This window comes from Pseudobdellovibrionaceae bacterium (genome assembly GCA_023954155.1).
Lineage (GTDB): Bacteria > Bdellovibrionota > Bdellovibrionia > Bdellovibrionales > UBA1609 > JAMLIO01.
On sequence record JAMLIO010000006.1, the window covers coordinates 1 to 17,450 of the forward strand.

At 42.7% G+C, this 17,450-nt stretch carries 15 protein-coding genes; 1 reads left to right on the forward strand and 14 read right to left on the reverse strand.

Annotated elements, in window-relative coordinates:
- From M9899_07940 to M9899_07980, 9 genes are all read right to left on the reverse strand, one after another.
- Positions 1–683: UDP-2,3-diacylglucosamine diphosphatase (locus M9899_07940; protein MCO5114090.1), on the reverse strand; the 683-nt coding region annotated here is incomplete at its 3' end.
- 68 nt (positions 684–751) lie between these two features.
- The gene (gene ftsZ, locus M9899_07945; protein ID MCO5114091.1) at positions 752–2,440 is read right to left on the reverse strand and encodes a cell division protein FtsZ; all 1,689 of its coding nucleotides are present in this window, start codon (positions 2,438–2,440) and stop codon (positions 752–754) included.
- Between the two features lie 18 nt (positions 2,441–2,458).
- Positions 2,459–3,715 (reverse strand): cell division protein FtsA, encoded by a 1,257-nt coding sequence (ftsA, locus tag M9899_07950; GenBank protein ID MCO5114092.1) that lies wholly within the window; start codon positions 3,713–3,715, stop codon positions 2,459–2,461.
- Between the two features lie 140 nt (positions 3,716–3,855).
- On the reverse strand, positions 3,856–4,596 hold the full coding sequence (locus M9899_07955; protein MCO5114093.1) for a cell division protein FtsQ: 741 nt from the start codon (positions 4,594–4,596) through the stop codon (positions 3,856–3,858).
- A complete protein-coding gene (locus tag M9899_07960) occupies positions 4,583–5,488 on the reverse strand; it encodes a D-alanine--D-alanine ligase (protein MCO5114094.1) in 906 nt (301 codons plus the stop codon). Before M9899_07960 ends, M9899_07955 begins: the two co-directional genes overlap by 14 nt.
- 11 nt (positions 5,489–5,499) lie before the next feature.
- On the reverse strand, positions 5,500–6,417 hold the full coding sequence (murB, locus tag M9899_07965; protein ID MCO5114095.1) for a UDP-N-acetylmuramate dehydrogenase: 918 nt from the start codon (positions 6,415–6,417) through the stop codon (positions 5,500–5,502).
- A complete protein-coding gene (murC, locus tag M9899_07970; GenBank protein MCO5114096.1) occupies positions 6,414–7,772 on the reverse strand; it encodes a UDP-N-acetylmuramate--L-alanine ligase in 1,359 nt (452 codons plus the stop codon). The genes murB and murC overlap by 4 nt, the downstream gene beginning before the upstream one ends.
- A gap of 12 nt (positions 7,773–7,784) precedes the next feature.
- Positions 7,785–8,873 carry an undecaprenyldiphospho-muramoylpentapeptide beta-N-acetylglucosaminyltransferase gene (gene murG / locus M9899_07975; protein ID MCO5114097.1) on the reverse strand — a complete coding sequence of 363 codons (1,089 nt, stop codon included), beginning with the start codon at positions 8,871–8,873 and terminating at the stop codon, positions 7,785–7,787.
- 24 nt (positions 8,874–8,897) lie between these two features.
- Entirely contained in the window at positions 8,898–10,013 is a 1,116-nt protein-coding gene (locus M9899_07980) for a putative lipid II flippase FtsW (GenBank protein MCO5114098.1), read from the reverse strand.
- Positions 10,014–10,235: 222 nt separating this feature from the next.
- Between M9899_07980 and M9899_07985 the strand changes: the two genes are divergently transcribed.
- Positions 10,236–10,808: a hypothetical protein gene (locus M9899_07985; protein MCO5114099.1), complete on the forward strand. Its 573-nt coding sequence runs from the start codon at positions 10,236–10,238 to the stop codon at positions 10,806–10,808.
- Between the two features lie 39 nt (positions 10,809–10,847).
- On the opposite strand, the gene murD is transcribed toward M9899_07985, so the two are convergent.
- The 5 genes from murD to M9899_08010 form a co-directional block, all read right to left on the reverse strand.
- Complete coding sequence (murD, locus tag M9899_07990; GenBank protein ID MCO5114100.1) at positions 10,848–12,236, reverse strand: UDP-N-acetylmuramoyl-L-alanine--D-glutamate ligase; 1,389 nt, start codon at positions 12,234–12,236, stop codon at positions 10,848–10,850.
- A 106-nt stretch (positions 12,237–12,342) separates the two neighbouring features.
- On the reverse strand, positions 12,343–13,422 hold the full coding sequence (mraY, locus tag M9899_07995; protein ID MCO5114101.1) for a phospho-N-acetylmuramoyl-pentapeptide-transferase: 1,080 nt from the start codon (positions 13,420–13,422) through the stop codon (positions 12,343–12,345).
- Positions 13,419–14,831 carry a UDP-N-acetylmuramoyl-tripeptide--D-alanyl-D-alanine ligase gene (locus M9899_08000; protein MCO5114102.1) on the reverse strand — a complete coding sequence of 471 codons (1,413 nt, stop codon included), beginning with the start codon at positions 14,829–14,831 and terminating at the stop codon, positions 13,419–13,421. Before M9899_08000 ends, mraY begins: the two co-directional genes overlap by 4 nt.
- Positions 14,828–16,486, reverse strand: coding sequence for a UDP-N-acetylmuramoyl-L-alanyl-D-glutamate--2,6-diaminopimelate ligase (locus M9899_08005; protein ID MCO5114103.1), 1,659 nt, complete (start codon positions 16,484–16,486; stop codon positions 14,828–14,830). Before M9899_08005 ends, M9899_08000 begins: the two co-directional genes overlap by 4 nt.
- Before the next feature lie 146 nt (positions 16,487–16,632).
- A complete protein-coding gene (locus M9899_08010; GenBank protein ID MCO5114104.1) occupies positions 16,633–17,313 on the reverse strand; it encodes a hypothetical protein in 681 nt (226 codons plus the stop codon).
- Positions 17,314–17,450: the final 137 nt, after the last annotated feature.

A 17,450-nucleotide genomic window follows, 5' to 3' on the forward strand; every position in this document is an offset into this window, starting at 1 on the left:
AGGCCTAGCACCTTGGGGGCTTGATCCTGCCAAGTGCCGAGGTTGATAAGGAGTTTTTGTGGTGACAGCTCAAAAGAATTTCTTTGGTGAGTGTGACCACAGATAAAAACATCTATGCCTGCTGCATGTTTACTTGCAGCATAGTTTTTAAGTTTATGCTCTGTTTGGTCTTCACGATCTTGAGAAGCCGTAGGCTTATACTTTGTGTTTTTAGAACTTTGTTTTGAAAAGTACGTTCCCACTCTGTTGATCACAAAATCTGGGATGATGTTTAATAATAAAAACCTCACCCACGCTTTTCTTAAAAATTTTCTTAAGAATAAATAACCCGTATCTTCGGGGTCAAATAGATCCCCGTGTTCTAAACACACCTTAAAACCTGCTAACTCTCCTTGCCAGCTGTCTTTGACGACTTGAAATCTCCAGCGTTTTGCAAAGTAAATATCCAAATGCAGGTCATGGTTGCCTTCAAAGAAAAACACCTCGCCCCCACGATCTTGCAAAGATTTTAACTTTTGTAATAAAGGTTGCACTAGGGTTTTCACTGGAGAGGCTGTCCCCACCCAAAGATCAAAAACATCGCCTAAAAAAAATATCTTTACAGGCTGAGGCAAATGCAAGACTTCGTCCACAAAACCCTCCAGCCTTTGAATATGGTCTGGGTTCTGAGGTGAAAGATGCATATCTGATAAAAAAAAGGCAACAAAGCTTTGGCTTTGTTGCTCTTTTAGGGTGGTTGATAAAATGTCCATTAGTCTTTGTTGTTTTGTCTTTCTCTTAAGTAAGCAGGCACTTCGATAGAGTTGCCAAAGTGTTTATTGTCTAAACCCTTTTCACCCATCTCTCTGGCTGTCTTCATGGCCATGTCTTCACTCATTCCGCTTTCACGAAGTCTTTTTATACGCTCTTGCTCTTCACGGAAAGCGCGGGCTTTCTCAAGTAAAGCTTCTCTGGGAAGAAGATCCATATTGGTGATTGGCTCTAAGCGTTCTGCCTTTTCAGAAGTCTGTGGAGGCATTGCACCAGCTGCTTCTGTGCGAGGCATGATCGGTTGCGCTTGCTGAGGAGCAGAGTGATACGCATCCTGTGCCATTTCTTTTTTAATCAAAGACTGCTGCTCATACCCACCTGTATTTTCTTCTTTCATAGATGGCGCAAAGTGAGGTTGAGGCATAGAGGGCTGTTGTGGCTCTTGGGGACGCATTTCAGTTCTAGGAGCACTGACGGGCTCTTGATGATAAGAGCGTCCATAGCTGTTACTTTCCAAATTTTGTCTTAACATGTCCTGTGCACGATTCAGCATCTCTTGCGCCTGGGCATTCATATCATGATTTTGCATGGGCTGTTGCTGCTGTTGGGGTTGGTGGTGCATAGGTTGTTGTGGCTCTTGACGAGAAGAGTACTGTGACATCCCCACTGTGTAAGCAGGTTGCGAGTAACTGCGATTTACACTTCTTGTTGTAGGATAAATCGCATCTTGTGCTTCTTGATCAAAACCCGTGGCGATGACTGTCACACGAACTTCATCCCCCATTCTTTCATCAATCACAGCACCAAAAATGATCTCTGCATCTTCATGAGCGGCTTCAGTGATCAGTGTTGAGGCTTCGTTGACTTCCCATAGAGTCAGGGCAGGTCCACCCGTCACATTGATGATGATTCCTGTCGCACCTTCAATAGAAATATTCTCAAGAAGTGGCGAGCTGATTGCCGCTTTGGCTGCTTCTGTCGCTCTATTCTCGCCTGAAGCAAGACCAGAACCCATGATCGCCATACCTTTAGCAGACATGACTGTTCTGATGTCTGCAAAGTCTAAGTTGATCAGACCACGGATATTGATCAAATCAGATATGCCTTTGACAGCTTGGTATAAAACCTCGTCGGCTTTTTTAAAAGTGTCCACTAATGGAGTGTTTTCGTTTGAAACCGCTAAAAGTTTTTGGTTAGGGATCACTATTAAAGTGTCCACATTTTCTTGCAATTCAGAGATCCCAAGATCAGCATGCTTGCGACGTTTTTTACCTTCAAATAGGAAAGGTTTAGTCACCACACCGATAGTCAGTGCACCTAGTTCTTTTGCAATTTTAGCCACTACTGGAGCACCACCAGTTCCTGTTCCACCGCCCATTCCAGCAGTGACAAAAACCATGTCCGCACCTTCGATCTGTTCTACGATTTGGTTGTAAGATTCAATAGCAGCACGCTTTCCAATTTCTGGATTGGCACCTGCCCCTAAGCCCTTTGTCAATTCAGCACCCAATCTGATTTTTCCATCGGCTTTGTTGGCTGTTAAGGCCTGAATATCAGTATTGGCCACGATGAATTCTACACCGTTTAAGCCATTTTCGATCATGGTTTGGACTGCGTTACTTCCGCCGCCGCCAACACCACACACTTTTATTGAAGCGCCTATATTTGGACTTTCTTCGATTTCAAACATAAAACCCCCGCTCTTTGTTTAACTAAAGAGATCTCTAATTTGTTTAGCAAAATTCATAAATGATCCTCCAGAAGTTGCCGAAGCACTGCTGGAGTTTTTTCTTTGAGCAATTTCTTTTTTGTCCAATTGCTCGTACCCATACAGCAATAACCCTACTGCTGCTGACATTTCAGAGGTACAAATCGTCTCTTTGATACTAGAGTTGATATTTGGAATACCTCTGCGAATAGGCAAATCATAGTGATACTTACCTAGTTCCACAAAACCTTTAAGCTGACTGCCTCCACCTGTGAGCACCACACCTGCGTTCATCTTACGAGTCAGTCCGCAGTGATCCAAATGGTCAAAAAGAATTTTAAACGCCTCTTCGGCTCTAGGCTCAACAATTTCACATAAGTTACGACGAGAGATGGTTCTTAGAGAACCGTCGCCCACACCTGGAACTTCAAAAGTCTCTTCGAGCTCGGAAGATTGTGGCAAACAGTGACCGAATTCTTTTTTGATCTTTTCAGCCTCTACAGGAGAAGTTCTTAAACCAATAGAAATATCTTGTGTAAAATGTTGACCACCGATCGGAAGAGACGCCGTGTGAATTACAGCCCCGTCTTTGTAGCAAATAAGATCTGTTGTCCCACCACCAATGTCAGCCAAACACACGCCTAATTCTTTTTCATCTTCAGAGAGAATCGCTATAGAAGAAGCCAATTGCTGTAGAACAAAGCCACTACACTTTAAACCAGCAGACTCGATACACTTAAGCGCATTAGGAAAATACGTACGCGCTCCAGAGATGATATGAACAAGAACTTCCATACGCAAACCTTGAATCCCAATGGGATTGCGAATTCCACCTTGTCCATCAATGATAAATTCTTTGGGGACCACGTGAATGATCTGCTGATCGTCAGCAAGCACAATGGCTTTGGCCGTCTTGATCGCACGTTCGTAATCTTGTTTTGAAACTTCTTTGTTTTCAATCGCGACCATCCCATGGGAATCGCGAGAGCGCACATGCAATCCACCACAACTCACCCATGCTGAATTGATAAAATGTCCCGAGTTGAGTTCTGCTTCTTTGCGCGCCTTTTTGATGGCTTCAGTTGTTTTGGTGATGTCTACGATAGCACCTTGGCGAACACCTTGGTGCGCCACTTTACCAAAGCCCACAACCTTTAACCCATCATGTACAATTTCTGCGACGATGGCTGTGACATGCGTAGACCCGATATCTAATCCACACACAATTGTTTTATTATTTGAGATCAAACTTTCCATAAATCACGCTGCCCTATCTTGATGTCACAAAAAAGCACTTGAGAGAAAAATATAAAAACTTTTTTGTGGGCCTAAATGCCCTCAATCATTAGGTTAAAAAGTATTACGCGTACAGACAAGCTTTTATTTTTATTTTTCTACTATAACGCAGATGTGCTTTTTTTCGTGGGGCGAACAAGAATTTTATTTTTGAATTGCGAATCTACAAATTCAACTTCAATTTTTCTCATCTCAAGATACTTAAACACTTCACTCACTCTTTGAAATTGTGAAGAAAAATTATCATCCGCAAGATAGACTTTGTAACCTGGAGAAAAAATAAAATACAAACCTCTTTTATCAACAGAAACCTCTGACACCTGTTTAAGCGTCAAAAAATTTTCAGAATTTTCCAGAGCAGCAAAAATTTTAAAGGCTTTTTGCTTAAGTTTTGTCTCTTCAAGTACTTTTTTTGAACTAATAATAGGCAAGTCTAAAGTCTGGTTTTGCGTGATGGTTTTTAAAACCTCACCTTCGGAATTGAGCAAAGACCATTTCCCGTTTTCAAATAACATTGCCTTCACTTCAGACACTGTGGATTCAATTCTTACAGGCTCCTGCAAACTCCATCTGATATTTACGTTTTGAATGAAGGGCAAGGACTTAAGTTGCTTAAGTTGTTGGCGATATCCGTTTAGAAACCAAAGAGCACTTGCTTGAGAATTAAGCTCTTCCACTAATTTTTCATACTCTTGCTTTTGTGACTCGCCTAAAGTCCAACTTGCATTTTCAAGCAAATGATACTGGGGCCTGTGCATGGACTGGTTTTTGGCTTCCACAAAAAGCAGTGCAAAAATAAAAAGCAAAACTAGACCTAAAAAATTATATTTAAGGATTTTCATAGTCCAATGTCGCCCTTTCCACCAACAGCTTTATGATATCAGAAAATTCATAGCCTTCATATTTAGCTGCCTTTGGTAAAAGAGATGTGGGCGTTAGTCCAGGCAAAGTGTTCACTTCTAAGGCATAAGCTTCACCCTCAGCTGTGCACATAAAATCAACACGCGCGTACACCTTAAGGTCCATTTTCTTAAAAATCGTCTCAGACCAAGCTTTGCACTTTTGCTTTAACTCTTCAGGCACAGGAGCAGGGATCAGATAATCCGTCTTTCCTGCCGTGTACTTATTTGTGTAATCATAAAAGCCTTCTTTAGGGCGAATCAAAATCGGCTCAAGAGCCTTGCCATCAAAAACACCCACCGTAAAGTCTTCGCCTTGAATGAAGTCCTCCACAATCACATCAGAGTTTTGCTTGAGGGCCTCTTGTAAATTTTTAGAATACTCTTCATGAGTACTGCACTTCATCACTCCGACACTTGAACCATCACGGTTAGGTTTAATGATCACGGGATATCTCGATGGCTTTGGTGCGGTCGTCTGACCCGCGCGAGTCACAACGAAACTTTCCATCACAGGAATATCACACTGCCTAAAGATTTCTTTGGACTTCTGTTTGTTAAAGGCCAAAGCCGAAGCCAATAAACCACTTCCTGTATAAGGAAGACCAATGTATTCACATAAACCTTGGATGACACCGTCCTCACCTTTTTGTCCGTGCAAAGCAATAAAGCAACAACGAAATTTTTCTGATCTTAAATTATTATAAAGATTTTCGTCAGCTTCAAAGACCTTAAACTCATAACCTAATTTTTGCATGGCCTCTTGAACGGCTTTAGATGAACTGCGGCTGACTGCGGCTTCAGAATTTGATCCGCCTTGAACGATGGCAATCATGATGGACTCCTCTAATGGGACCACTCTCCCATGTAAACCACTTCAGTATGCAGCTTTACATTGTATTTTTCAAAGACTTTGCTTTGAACATGGCTAATGACTTGATGAATGTCACTGGCTGTGGCTTGTCCTGTATTCACAATAAAGTTGGCGTGTTTATTTGAAACTTGAGCACCCCCAACTGAAAATCCTTTAAGACCACAAGACTCAATCAAAGCTCCTGACTTATGCCCCTCGGGATTTACAAACACTGATCCACAACTGGGTTTGTCCAGAGGTTGCTTGAGCCTTCTTAGATCAATGGCCTGCTTTACGATAGCGGCAATATCGGGGTTGGGGTGCATAGGCCAAGAAACAATAGCCGAAAACACAAACCCTGGTTGCCAACCATGAGAGTGCCTATAACTCCATTGCAATTCGTCCTGCTTATAAGTGACCAGATCAAAGTTACAGGTCTCGCCCTCTGTCTTCCATTTTAAAACCTGAACACTTTCAATGATCTCGCAGAACTCTCGGGGTTGAATACTTTCCCCCACTCCTGCATTCATCACCACACCCCCACCGATGTCTCCAGGAATTCCTGAAAGAAACAGAGCGGGGTCGAGGTTGTACTTTAAAAACAAACGCATCAATTTATATTTTAAAACCCCTGTCTGACATTGCACGCGTAAGGCTTGATCTTCAGATAAAATTTGTAGCTCCTGTAAACGTCGGGTCGAGAGCACTAAACCCCGCACCCCCTTGTCACTAACCAGAACATTGGAGCCTTGACCTAAAATAGTAATGGGGAGCTTCTGATTCTTAGCCCAAGCGATGGACTCTTTCACTTCATCTAAATTTGCTGGAGAAGCAAAATGATCGGCAACACCACCCACTTTCCATGTGGTGAAGCGTTTCAGTTCCACATCATTTTGGATCAAAGAAGTCATTTGAGGGGCTCGTTAAGCATTGCCGTCAGATGATTGATATTGCCCGCTCCCATTATTAACACGACATCATTTTTTTGAATCTGGTCTTTTAAAGATTCTGCCACTTGCGCTAAATCTCCCACCAAATGTTTGGCGTTAGGGTGATAAAGTTCTGTGGCCAAAGTTTCAGAGCTGATCCCTTCAATGGGGGCTTCCCCCGCAGGATACAGGTCCGTAAAATACACAACATCTGAAAGATCAAAACAATTTAAAAACTGATCCCAACATGACTGCACTCTAGAGTATCTGTGGGGTTGGAAGACCGACACAATTCGACGGCTAGAATATCTTTCCTTAGCTGCCTTAAGAACTTGGGCCACAGCTGTCGGGTGATGAGCGTAATCGTCGATAAAAATAATATTGTCTTTGTTCTCTGCTCCCAGTTGAAATCGACGGCCTACACCTGAGAACTGTTCAAGACCTTTTACGGCTTGATCAAAGGTAAGACCTACACCTTCTATGACGGCAATGAGTGCGGCTAAAGAATTTAAAGCATTGTGACTGCCTGGAACGGGACACACAAACTGTCCTAACTTTTCTTTGCCTTTGTAAACTTCGTACTGCTCATCACCAAGTGAGGTCAACCAATAGTCCATCTCTTCATAAAAACCGTAGGTGATCGTGGGTTTAGAAAAACCTTTTAACAGATCCACAAGATCATAATCATCACCACAGTAAATCAACAGTCCATAAAAAGGCACCTTCTCTGCAAAGTTACGATAGGCCTCTTTAAGAGCGTTGTAACTGCCAAAGTGATCCAAATGATCGTTGTCGATATTGGTGATGATAGCAATTTCTGGTGAAAGCTTATCAAAAGATCCATCGCTTTCATCGGCCTCAGCGATCAACCACTGTCCTGCCCCAAGCTTAGCGTTGCTATTGAGCTGCTTGAGCACCCCACCCACAATCACTGTAGGGTCCACATCGGTGGCCATCATGGAGGCCGCAATCAAACTGGTTGTCGTTGTCTTGCCATGAGTGCCCGCAACAGCAATGCCCCTTTTAAGGCGCATCAGTTCAGCTAAAGCTTCTGCCCTACGGATCAAAGGAATTTTATTTTCTAGAGCATAAATGTACTCAGGATTGTCTTTAGGAATGGCACTGGAGTACACCACTACATCAGCGTCTGCGACATTTTTGGCAGAATGGCCAATATAGATTTTGACTCCTGCACTTTGTAGATATTCGGTGCGGGCACTCTCTTTGACATCACTGCCTGAAACCGTTGCACCTAGGCTAGCTAAAATTTCTGCCAGCCCACTCATGCCGATCCCGCCGACACCTATAAAATGAAATCTATTTGTGCTTATATCCAAATCAGCTCTCCCTTAGGCTTTCACCATAGTATCCACAATAGCTTGCGTAGCTCCAGACTTAAAGAAATCTAGCATGTTTTTTTGCATTTCGGCATTTTGTGACACACTTCGGTTGAGATATTGGCGCAAAAACTCAGAAAGGCGTTCTTCGTTAAAATCACTCTCAAGGATCATATCTGCGGCCTTCTTCTCCCAAAGAGTCTCGGCGTTCTTACGCTGATGATCATCTGAAGCTCTAGGGAAGGGCACAAACAAGCAATGGGCTCCAAGAGCTGACAGCTCCGCAATCGCTCCTGCTCCAGAGCGACTTAAAATCAAATCGGCCTGAAGATAGTAGTCTACAATGGGATCTAAAAAAGGCAGAATCCTTAAATTCTGGGGCCAAGTTTTGCCTTCAAAATCAGCATAGTTTTTGGCTCCTGTCTGTAAGGTGAACTCTATCTCAGGGTACTGGCTGCTGACTTCAGGAATCACTTTATTAAAAACCGCAGCTCCTTGGCTCCCCCCAAAGACTAAAACTTTAAGAGGCCGAGAAGACGCGGCAGGTGGGCTGACAGAGTTTTTTTTGTTTTGGTGCAGCTCTTCAAACTCTTTTCGGACGGGATAGCCCAAACACTTGGTCTTATGAGGAGGAAAAAACTTTTGGCTCACCTCAAACACCACAAAACAATGCTTCACGAATTTTGCTAAAATCTTGTTGGTGATTCCTGGCTCCACATTGGCTTCCCAAATGGCCGTTTTGATTCTAAGCAGACTGGCCACAAGCACTAAGGGCCCTGAAGCATAACCTCCCACACCTAAGACAAAAGAGGGTCGAAACTTTAATATGATCCATAGGGCCTGAGCAAAAACCACGGGCATCAACAATAGAGTTTTCAGCTGTTTGACTCGCCCCACACTGGAGTGGAGCTGACCCACAGCAAGCATGTGCAACTTGTAACCGTGCTTTGGAATGATGTTCTTTTCTAGCCCCCGACGGCTCCCGACAAATTCAATACGACTTTGTGGAAATTGGTCCTCGATACGTTTGGCAATGGCCAAGGCAGGGTAAATATGTCCCCCCGTGCCTCCGCCCGCCAATAAAACTTTTATGGCTTTCACTGGTGTTGTCCTATGTGTGAGCAGTTACTCTTTCTTACAACTTAAATTAAGTACTATTCCAAAAAGAATGCAAGTCCCTAAGAGCGAACTGCCTCCATAACTCATAAATGGCATCGTCAGTCCTTTTGTGGGAATCAGTCCTAAAACGACTGCGGCATTAAAAAAAACAGAGTACGCAAATAAACTCATAAGACCAAAACCAAGAATCTTGCGCTGCAAATCCGTCTGGCTGAGCACCACTTGCAGTCCCTTGAAAATCAAAGTTCCAATCAGAGCCATGATTGTCATAAAACCCACAAATCCCCACTCTTCCCCTAGTACAGCCAAAGTGAAATCCGTATGGGCTTCTGGCAAGAAGTAAAGCTTACCCTGCCCCTCACCCAAACCTCTTCCAAACCAGCCCCCCGATCTGAAACTTAAAAGACTTTGAATGATTTGAAACCCTGCTCCTTTAGGATCGCTCCATGGATCTAAAAAGGATTGCAGTCTTTTGAGTCGATAAGGTTCGGCATAGACTAAAGCCACAGCCGTAGCCCCTAACACCCCAGTTGCCGTAATGACAGGCCAAATGGGTTTAAAAAAACAAAAGAATAAAATCAAAAGCACCCAGCTTAAAAGCACAAAAGAACCAAAATCAGGCTGTAATAAAAATAATCCAAATGGAGCAGCTAACATTCCCAGCCTCACCAGATTGGCTTCTGTCCATAACCTTTCATCTTGAATTTGTACGAGCCATTTACTGACAGCAAAAAGAGCAAAGATCTTCACCATTTCTGAGGGTTCAAACCTAAACCCAAAGGGCAATTGCAACCACCTGTGTGCGCCTCCTGCCTGAACACCCACATGGGGCACAAGAGTTAAAGCCAGTGCCAGCAGACTGACAAAAAATCCCACATAGCCTAAACGCAAAAGTGTTTGGGTTTTAAGTGCGAGAATAGAAAACAGAGCCACCAAACCGACGACTGTAAATAACGCCTGCTTCTTGAGATAAAAAAGACCGTCGCTGTATTTATCAATCGCTAAGACATAACTCGAAGTGTAGACCTGAATCAGTCCTAAACCTAACAAGCACATGACGATCCACAAGATCGTGCGATCGGCTTCCGAAATTCTTTCTGGTATCGACTTTAAAAATCCCATATTTAAATTTTAAAGGATTTTACAAGCGGGGTTGAGTGAAAAAGCCTTAAGGGGCCTAAAACCCGCTCTTGGCATAGGTCTTTTCCACCTTATATTCTTTACAAGATCACTTCATCTGACGACTTTCTCATGGTCGCAAATTGCAAAAAATGCTAATTGTGCCTCTGTATTTCTGGTTAAATCTTGCCTTAAGTTGGGTTCGTAAAAAAAGAGGAGTTTTTTGTGAAGTGGCTGAGTTTACACTTATGGGTTCTTAACACATTGCTTGTAGCAAGTGCTTGGGCTCAGCCAAGTGCTCTAGATGAGCTAAAGCGAACAAAAACCCTCTGTTACGGTCGTGAGTACCTAGACCATGAAATCACCGCCAATGCGGGCCAACTTGTAAAACAGATTCGAGTCAGTCTGAACTATGAAGACCAAACCGACAGCATCAGTATGTCCGTCAAGATGACTCTCCTGCAAGAAGCGCTGGTCACTCCTATCTCAAAAAACAAAAACTCTTCTCTAGGTAACTATGAAACCGAATTGAATTGTCTTAACGATCCTAGGTATGATGGCTATTTGCTGTGCTCTTCACCATGCTTTGAAGGCGGAGCCGTTGTCTCTTGGGACAGTTACAGAAAAAACATAAATACTTTATTTTTTGTAAATCTAGGCGTTCCACTACGTCGGTGCACTTCTGAAGACATGTTACAATTTGCAGACTTTAAATCCGTACCTGTCATTCATCTGCCCAACTCCAGAGGCAATAAGCGTTTTACACTTTTTGCCCTACCCGATGCTTTTTGTCAGTGAACATTCATGTTCCTCAAAGACTTTGCAGTTGAGGAACGTTTACTTTAAAGCGTGAACAATCTGTTTAAAGTAGTTTCCACGGTCACGGTAATCATCAAAAAAGTCAAAACTTGAAGCTCCTGGCGACAACAAGACTTTATCTCCGATGCGAGATTTGGAATACGCCATGTGAACGGCCTCATCAAAAGTTCCAATCAAGAAGGTTTCGCTATGATCACCAATATCACGATTGATACGTTCTTTAGCTTCGCCCACAAGAATTAACGTTTTTACTTTTCTACGTACCTCTTCACGTAAAGGCGCATAGTTAAGTCCCGTGTCTTTACCACCCATAATCAAAATCACGTTCTCATCAAAAGCCTTTAAAGCTCTTAATACTGCATGAACGTTTGTGGCTTTAGAGTCATTATAAAATTCAACACCACCCACTTTACGAACATACTCAAGACGATGCTCAATCCCTGTGTAAGTATCAATCACATCTTGAATAGCCTCATGAGTCGCCCCATGTTCACGAGAAGCAAGGATAGCCGCCATCGTGTTTTCTACGTTATGGAAGCCACGCATCTTCATGTTCTCTACAGAAAACACTTCAATGTCTGGGCCTGTGCGAATTTTGATCTCGTCACGAATCTGTACACCACCACCAATATTCATGATTTGTGGTTCTAAAGATTGTTTTCTTGAAAAGTAATAAATGATCCCTCTTTGTACAGCAGGGTCTCTGGCTAATTCTACTACGGCATTGTCATCCGCATTTAAAATGCTAGTAGTGTCTTGGTTAGTATTTAAAAAGATCTTTCTCTTGGCGTTGATATAATCTTCCATAGACTTGTGACGGTCTAAATGGTTTTCAGCCAAATTCATAAACACAATATTTTTGGGAGCAAACTCAACCACGTGCTCAAGCATAAAACTTGAAACTTCAACTACAATCACTTGTGACTTTGCATCCGAAGTCAGATAGCTCACTAAAGGTTCGCCGTAATTTCCACCCACCCATACGTTCACTCCTGAACGCTTGAGCATCTCAGTGATTAAAGATACTGTCGTCGTTTTACCATTAGTGCCAGTCACAGCAATCACAGGTTCTTTAATAAAGCGAGAGGCAAATTCAAACTCTCCTGTGACTTGCACACCATTGTTTTTTGCATATTCAAAAATCTTTAAATGCGGAGAAATACCAGGGCTTAAAATGATCAGGTCTTGCTGTAAAAAGACTTTAGGAGTGTGGTTGCCCAAATCATAGTTCACCTGGATGTCATCCATTTGCTCTAAGAAGTTGGCAAGCTCAGCTTTTGATTTGTGATCGCTCACTGTGACTTCTGCGCCATGGTTTACTAAGAAACGCGCCAAAGCAACTCCAGTTTTTGCAAACCCAACTATCAAAATCTTTTTTCCGTTTAAATCTGATAACTGCATTCCCATATCCTTCCTTTTAAATTTATCTTCAAATTCTTTCTAAACGCTGCGGGCCCTAAACTCAAGCCATGACGTCAAAGCCACTACAACACATGTCCTGTCTTCTCGCACTCTAACGTAACTTTAAAGTGGCTAGCGACAGTACGGCCAATAAAATTGACACAATCCAAAATCTGACAATGATTTTGGTCTCTTCTAATCCCTTCAATTCAAAATGATGGTGAATCGGGGCCATTTTAAAAACCCTTTTGCCACGGAGTTTAAAAGACAGCACCTGAGTGATCACCGACAGAGCCTCCACCACAAAAACTCCACCTAGAAGCACTAATAAAATTTCATTCTTAGTCAAAACCGCCATGGCTCCAAGAAATCCACCTAAACTTAAACTTCCCACATCTCCCATAAACACTTGAGCGGGATGGGCGTTATACCATAAAAAACCCATACCTGAAGCCATCAGAGCGGCACCCACAATGGTCAGCTCTCCTGCTCCTGTCACGCTGGGGATTTGCAAATATTCAGCGATAGCGGCGTGTCCTGCCACATAACTAAAAATCATAAAGGTGCCTGTGGCCACCATCACGGGCACAATGGCCAAACCATCAAGCCCGTCAGTCAAATTCACCGCATTGGCACATCCCACAACCACAAACCCAGCAAAAATAATATACAACCAACCTAAATCAAAAGATAAGTTCTTAAAGAACGGGAAAGTCAGCACGGTGGTCACACTCTGGTTATAAACCAAAAATCCCACGACCAAAAAGACGATGGCAAATTCAAAAAACAATCTGACTTTTCCTGGTAAACCTTTTGAATTTTTTCTGGCGACCTTAGCATAATCATCCAAATAACCAATTAAACCAAATCCAAAGGTGATCGATAAAAGAGCCCATACTAAAGGGTTTAAAAGATCCACCCACAATAAACTAGGGATAGCTACACCTAATAAAATCAATCCCCCACCCATTGTAGGTGTTCCTGATTTTTTTAAGTGGGATTGTGGTCCATCATCACGAATGGCTTGACGCATTTGACGACTTGCCAATCTATTGATGAATCGTGTGCCAAAGTACCAGCAGATAAAAAATGAAGTGAAAAAAGTGATAAACGTGCGGACCGTCACATAACGAAATAAGTTAGCCAGTCCTGTAGTCACATCAAAGTTCTGAGTTAATATTGTGTAAATCAACGAAGTCGTACTCCCTCAAATAATGATAAAAAGCTCTCAAGGTGCATGCCTCGCGAACCCTTTAACGCAATCCAATCCCCTGTCTTTAACATACTTTTATATCTTAAAGCAACGTCTTCTTTATAACTATCTGAAATTATTGGATTTTTTCCATTTTTTTGAGACCTATAACCTTGTAAAAACTCTTCTCCCGAAGGTCCCATAAACCACAGGTGGGCATGAGGAGTTTGGGCCGCTTGCACCCCTAACTCGTAGTGAAGCTCTTTAGTGCTCGCACCCAGCTCTAACATCTCTCCGAGCACGATGTACGGTGGAGTTTTAAGTTTTTGCAGCTGAGCAAAAAACGCCTTCATACTTTCAGGATTAGCATTGTACGCATCAAAATAAAAACGCAGTCCCTCCGCAGAATTGAGCACTTCACTCCTACCCCAAAACGACTGCAAAAGCGAAAGACGCTGCCACAATGTCTCTGCACCAAGGCCTGACTGCGTGGCAATGGCTACGGCCATCAACACATTGGTCACGTGGTGCACACCCGAAATAGGAATCACTGCTTCTCCTGATAAACCTAAAATATGTCCCTTCACTTTAAAACGGCCAAAGGGGTCAGTGTCATCTTCGAGAGCTTGTAGATAAATATCAGCTTGTGGGTCCTGACTTGAAACCCATATCTGACGCTGTGCTGGTGAGGAGATGTACTCGGTGTAAAAACCTGAAATTTTAAGGTCATCTTTGTTAATCACATGGGTGCGGCCCTTAGAATAGATCGACATCTTTTCTTTTAAAACATCTTCAACGGTTCCCAAACCTTCTAAATGTCCTCGTCCTACCATCGTCACTAAAGTCAGATCAGGCTCAATGATAGAGACTAAATTTTTGATCTCACCATGGTGGTTCATGCCCACCTCTAACAGCGCGACTTGATCTGTGCTTTGCACGTCCAACAGACTTAAGGGTACACCAATATGATTGTTAAAACTTTTAGGTGAAAAATAATGTGGCACTTGGCCTTCTAAAAGTTGATGCGCAAAATATTTGGTCGTGGTCTTCCCACTAGTGCCCGTAATGGCCACTTTCATACATGAGTTGAACTTTTGACTCTGATAGTGAGCCAGCTGTTGCAGGGCCTTTAGTGTGTCTTGCACTTTAAAAATTTGAATGTTTTTTTGCTGCTCTTGAGTCATCTGTTCTGCAACGTCTTTTTGTACGATAAGCCCTTGGCAGCCTTGTTTGAGAGCCCCAGCAATAAAGTTGTGGCCATCAAAGTTTTCACCAACAAGTGCCAAAAAAAGAGCCCCAGCGGCGGCTTCACGTGAATCCGTACTCAAACCAGTCCAAAGCTTTGAGCTGTCTATATTTTGCCCTAGGGCTTGAGTCACCTCTTGGATCTCTTGACTTGTTAGCTTCATGCTTCTCCTTTTTGTAAAAGCTCATACGCTGTTTCGTAATCACTGAAGTGATTTTTTTGCTCACCCACGATCTGATAATTTTCATGCCCTTTACCTGCGATCAACAAAACATCTTCGGCAGACTTTAGAAGTTCAAGCCCCTTTGCAATGGCCTGTTTGCGATCCATCAAGATCAATGGGAGGGTTTCTTTTTCAGGATCAAAACCCGAAAGGATGTCTTGCACAATGTCTTCTGGATTTTCAGTACGAGGGTTGTCATTGGTCACAATGATCTGATCCGCACCCTGTTCCGCAACTTGAGCCATCAAAGGCCGCTTGGCTTTGTCTCTGTCACCACCGCAGCCAAAGACCACCACGATCTGTCCCTTTGTAATCTGACGTAAACTTTCCAAAGAACGCATGAGAGCGTCAGGGGTGTGAGCATAATCGACAAATACATTTTTAAAACTTTGATCTAAGATCACCTTTTGCAAACGGCCTGGAATTCCCGAAAAGGTTTGGGCCGCTCTTTGCAAAACCGCATCGTTACCAATGTGGTCACGCACACTTAATGCCACTTGCGCCCAATTGTACGCCTGGAATCGACCCACAATAGGTAAGTTCATCCCTATTTTTATTTTCTCTAGCTCGCCTTTATCATTTTTTTCTTCGACATGAAGACAGATTTGGCTCCCGTGTTGATCGCTTTTTACAATTTCGATCTCGCAGGTATAAACAGGATATTTTTTTCGTTGTTCTGCAATAAAGTCCATGCGGTGTTGATGTGAAACTGTATCAGAATCTTTTTCATACAGATAAATGGTTTTATATTTTGTGCTTAGAATGATCTTCTTGGCCCAATCGTCCATCAGATTGATCACTGCAATTTTTTTCTTTTTTTGAGAGGGCGTTAAAAGCCGCGTAAAAAGCTTTTCCTTTGCTAAAAAATAATCTTCTAACCCTTTGTGATAATCCAAGTGATCATTAGTAAGGTTAGAAAATATAGCCGCATTTAAATTTAAATTTTCAGCACGGTTTTGATCAAGGCCATGACTTGAAATCTCTAGGGCGCAGGCCTTAGCACCTTCGGCTAAAAACTCTTTCAAACGTGGAAATAAAATATCTGCACCAGGGGTGGTCATAGCCGTGGGCCATACCTTATCCTGTAAATGATGATTGATGGTGCCCATCACTGCACACGTGTCTCCTGCAATATTTAAAATGTGTTCTGCCATGTGAGCCATGGAGGTCTTGCCATTTGTTCCCGTAATACCCACCAAGAACAGTTTTTCATCGGGACATCCACTGCGGTGACGCCATACCTCAGCCCACGCCTTGCGTGAATTGGAAACATAGAAGACTTCACCCGTAAAATTTTTAAGAGCAGACTTGGCGGCAATAGATGAGGCGCGTGGCAACTTCTGTGCTGAAGCCGTAGGGCCTTCCTTTTTTAACCGTGATTTTCCTAATGATGCGGTGGAGGACAGTAAAGAAGAGGGTTCTTCTTGCAGCACAAGGGCGGCCACACCTTTTTTGATCACTTCTGGAATATAGGCATGGCCATCACTTTGGCTTCCTGCGATAGCGAAAAAAATACTGTGTTCATTCACCTGTCTGGAGTCGGCAACGGGAATCCATTCTGGATGCTGAGATACAAAAGATAACAAGGTTTCCATAATCGAACATTATTATCCTAATGCTATAGGCACGCAACGTGCTTTTGAGTTTAGACGCCACTCAAAAAGATTGAGGTGCTGCTTTGAAAGCCAGCACCTCAAAATATGTTACAACAACAACGGGAGTGAGTTTTAAACCCTCACGCCTAGAATTGACTTAAAAAATCAGCATAGGGATACGCATCCATGTGTGTGTAGCCCAACTGAGAAGCATCAAGTAAAGAACCCTGTGGAATCAAATACGCATTCATTTTGGTTGTGGGGATACCACATACGGCAGGCACAATAGCACCTGTTGTAGCTTTGTTCAGCTTACGGAACTCAATTCCAGCAGCAGTTAGCTCTTGAGACATCTCGTAAGGCTCAACACCATCATAGCCACATGCAATAGAGCCATCATGCTTTAAAACCCAAACATAGTTTGTCGCCTCATACACCTTCTCACCTTCTTCTAAAATTGCTTGTGAGCTATTAAGAAAGACCGTCAAAGTGTACTGCTTAGCCACCACATTAGGTTGAGGATTGGTAACATAAATTACAAATTGCTCATAAATGGCATTTTGATCTACAAGAATCAAACGAGCATCAAAGCTAAGCGGAGCCATCATGGTGCAAAGTCCATCTGCTGTGCACACATTGAGATCGACCAACAGTTCAATTCCACCTTGTGAGCGAATCACAGAAATAGGACCTCGATAGCCACCTTCACCTGTAGGTCTTAATCCTGTGTGAACCTCATGCACACTTAAGTGCGCTGGCAAAATTGTTAATGCCTGAGCGTGGAATGCACCGAAAAACACAATCATCATAGCTAGTACTTGTTTCATAAACCCTCCTAATTTGGTTTTTTTGTTACAAGAAAAGATTTACGACCAAAGACTAGTCCGAGCAATTATTTAATAAACAATTTAATTAAAATATTTTATTTTTTATAAACTTTATTTGCCATGATTCAACGGCCCTA

Bases quoted from the DNA above. Each gene is read 5' to 3' on its own strand.
- ftsZ (MCO5114091.1), bottom strand. From the start codon at position 2,440: ATGTTTGAAATCGAAGAAAGTCCAAATATAGGCGCTTCAATAAAAGTG.
- ftsA (MCO5114092.1), bottom strand. From the start codon at position 3,715: ATGGAAAGTTTGATCTCAAATAATAAAACAATTGTGTGTGGATTAGAT.
- M9899_07955 (MCO5114093.1), bottom strand. From the start codon at position 4,596: ATGAAAATCCTTAAATATAATTTTTTAGGTCTAGTTTTGCTTTTTATT.
- M9899_07960 (MCO5114094.1), bottom strand. From the start codon at position 5,488: ATGATTGCCATCGTTCAAGGCGGATCAAATTCTGAAGCCGCAGTCAGC.
- murB (MCO5114095.1), bottom strand. From the start codon at position 6,417: ATGACTTCTTTGATCCAAAATGATGTGGAACTGAAACGCTTCACCACA.
- M9899_07980 (MCO5114098.1), bottom strand. From the start codon at position 10,013: ATGGGATTTTTAAAGTCGATACCAGAAAGAATTTCGGAAGCCGATCGC.
- murD (MCO5114100.1), bottom strand. From the start codon at position 12,236: ATGGGAATGCAGTTATCAGATTTAAACGGAAAAAAGATTTTGATAGTT.
- M9899_08000 (MCO5114102.1), bottom strand. From the start codon at position 14,831: ATGAAGCTAACAAGTCAAGAGATCCAAGAGGTGACTCAAGCCCTAGGG.
- M9899_08005 (MCO5114103.1), bottom strand. From the start codon at position 16,486: ATGGAAACCTTGTTATCTTTTGTATCTCAGCATCCAGAATGGATTCCC.
- M9899_08010 (MCO5114104.1), bottom strand. From the start codon at position 17,313: ATGAAACAAGTACTAGCTATGATGATTGTGTTTTTCGGTGCATTCCAC.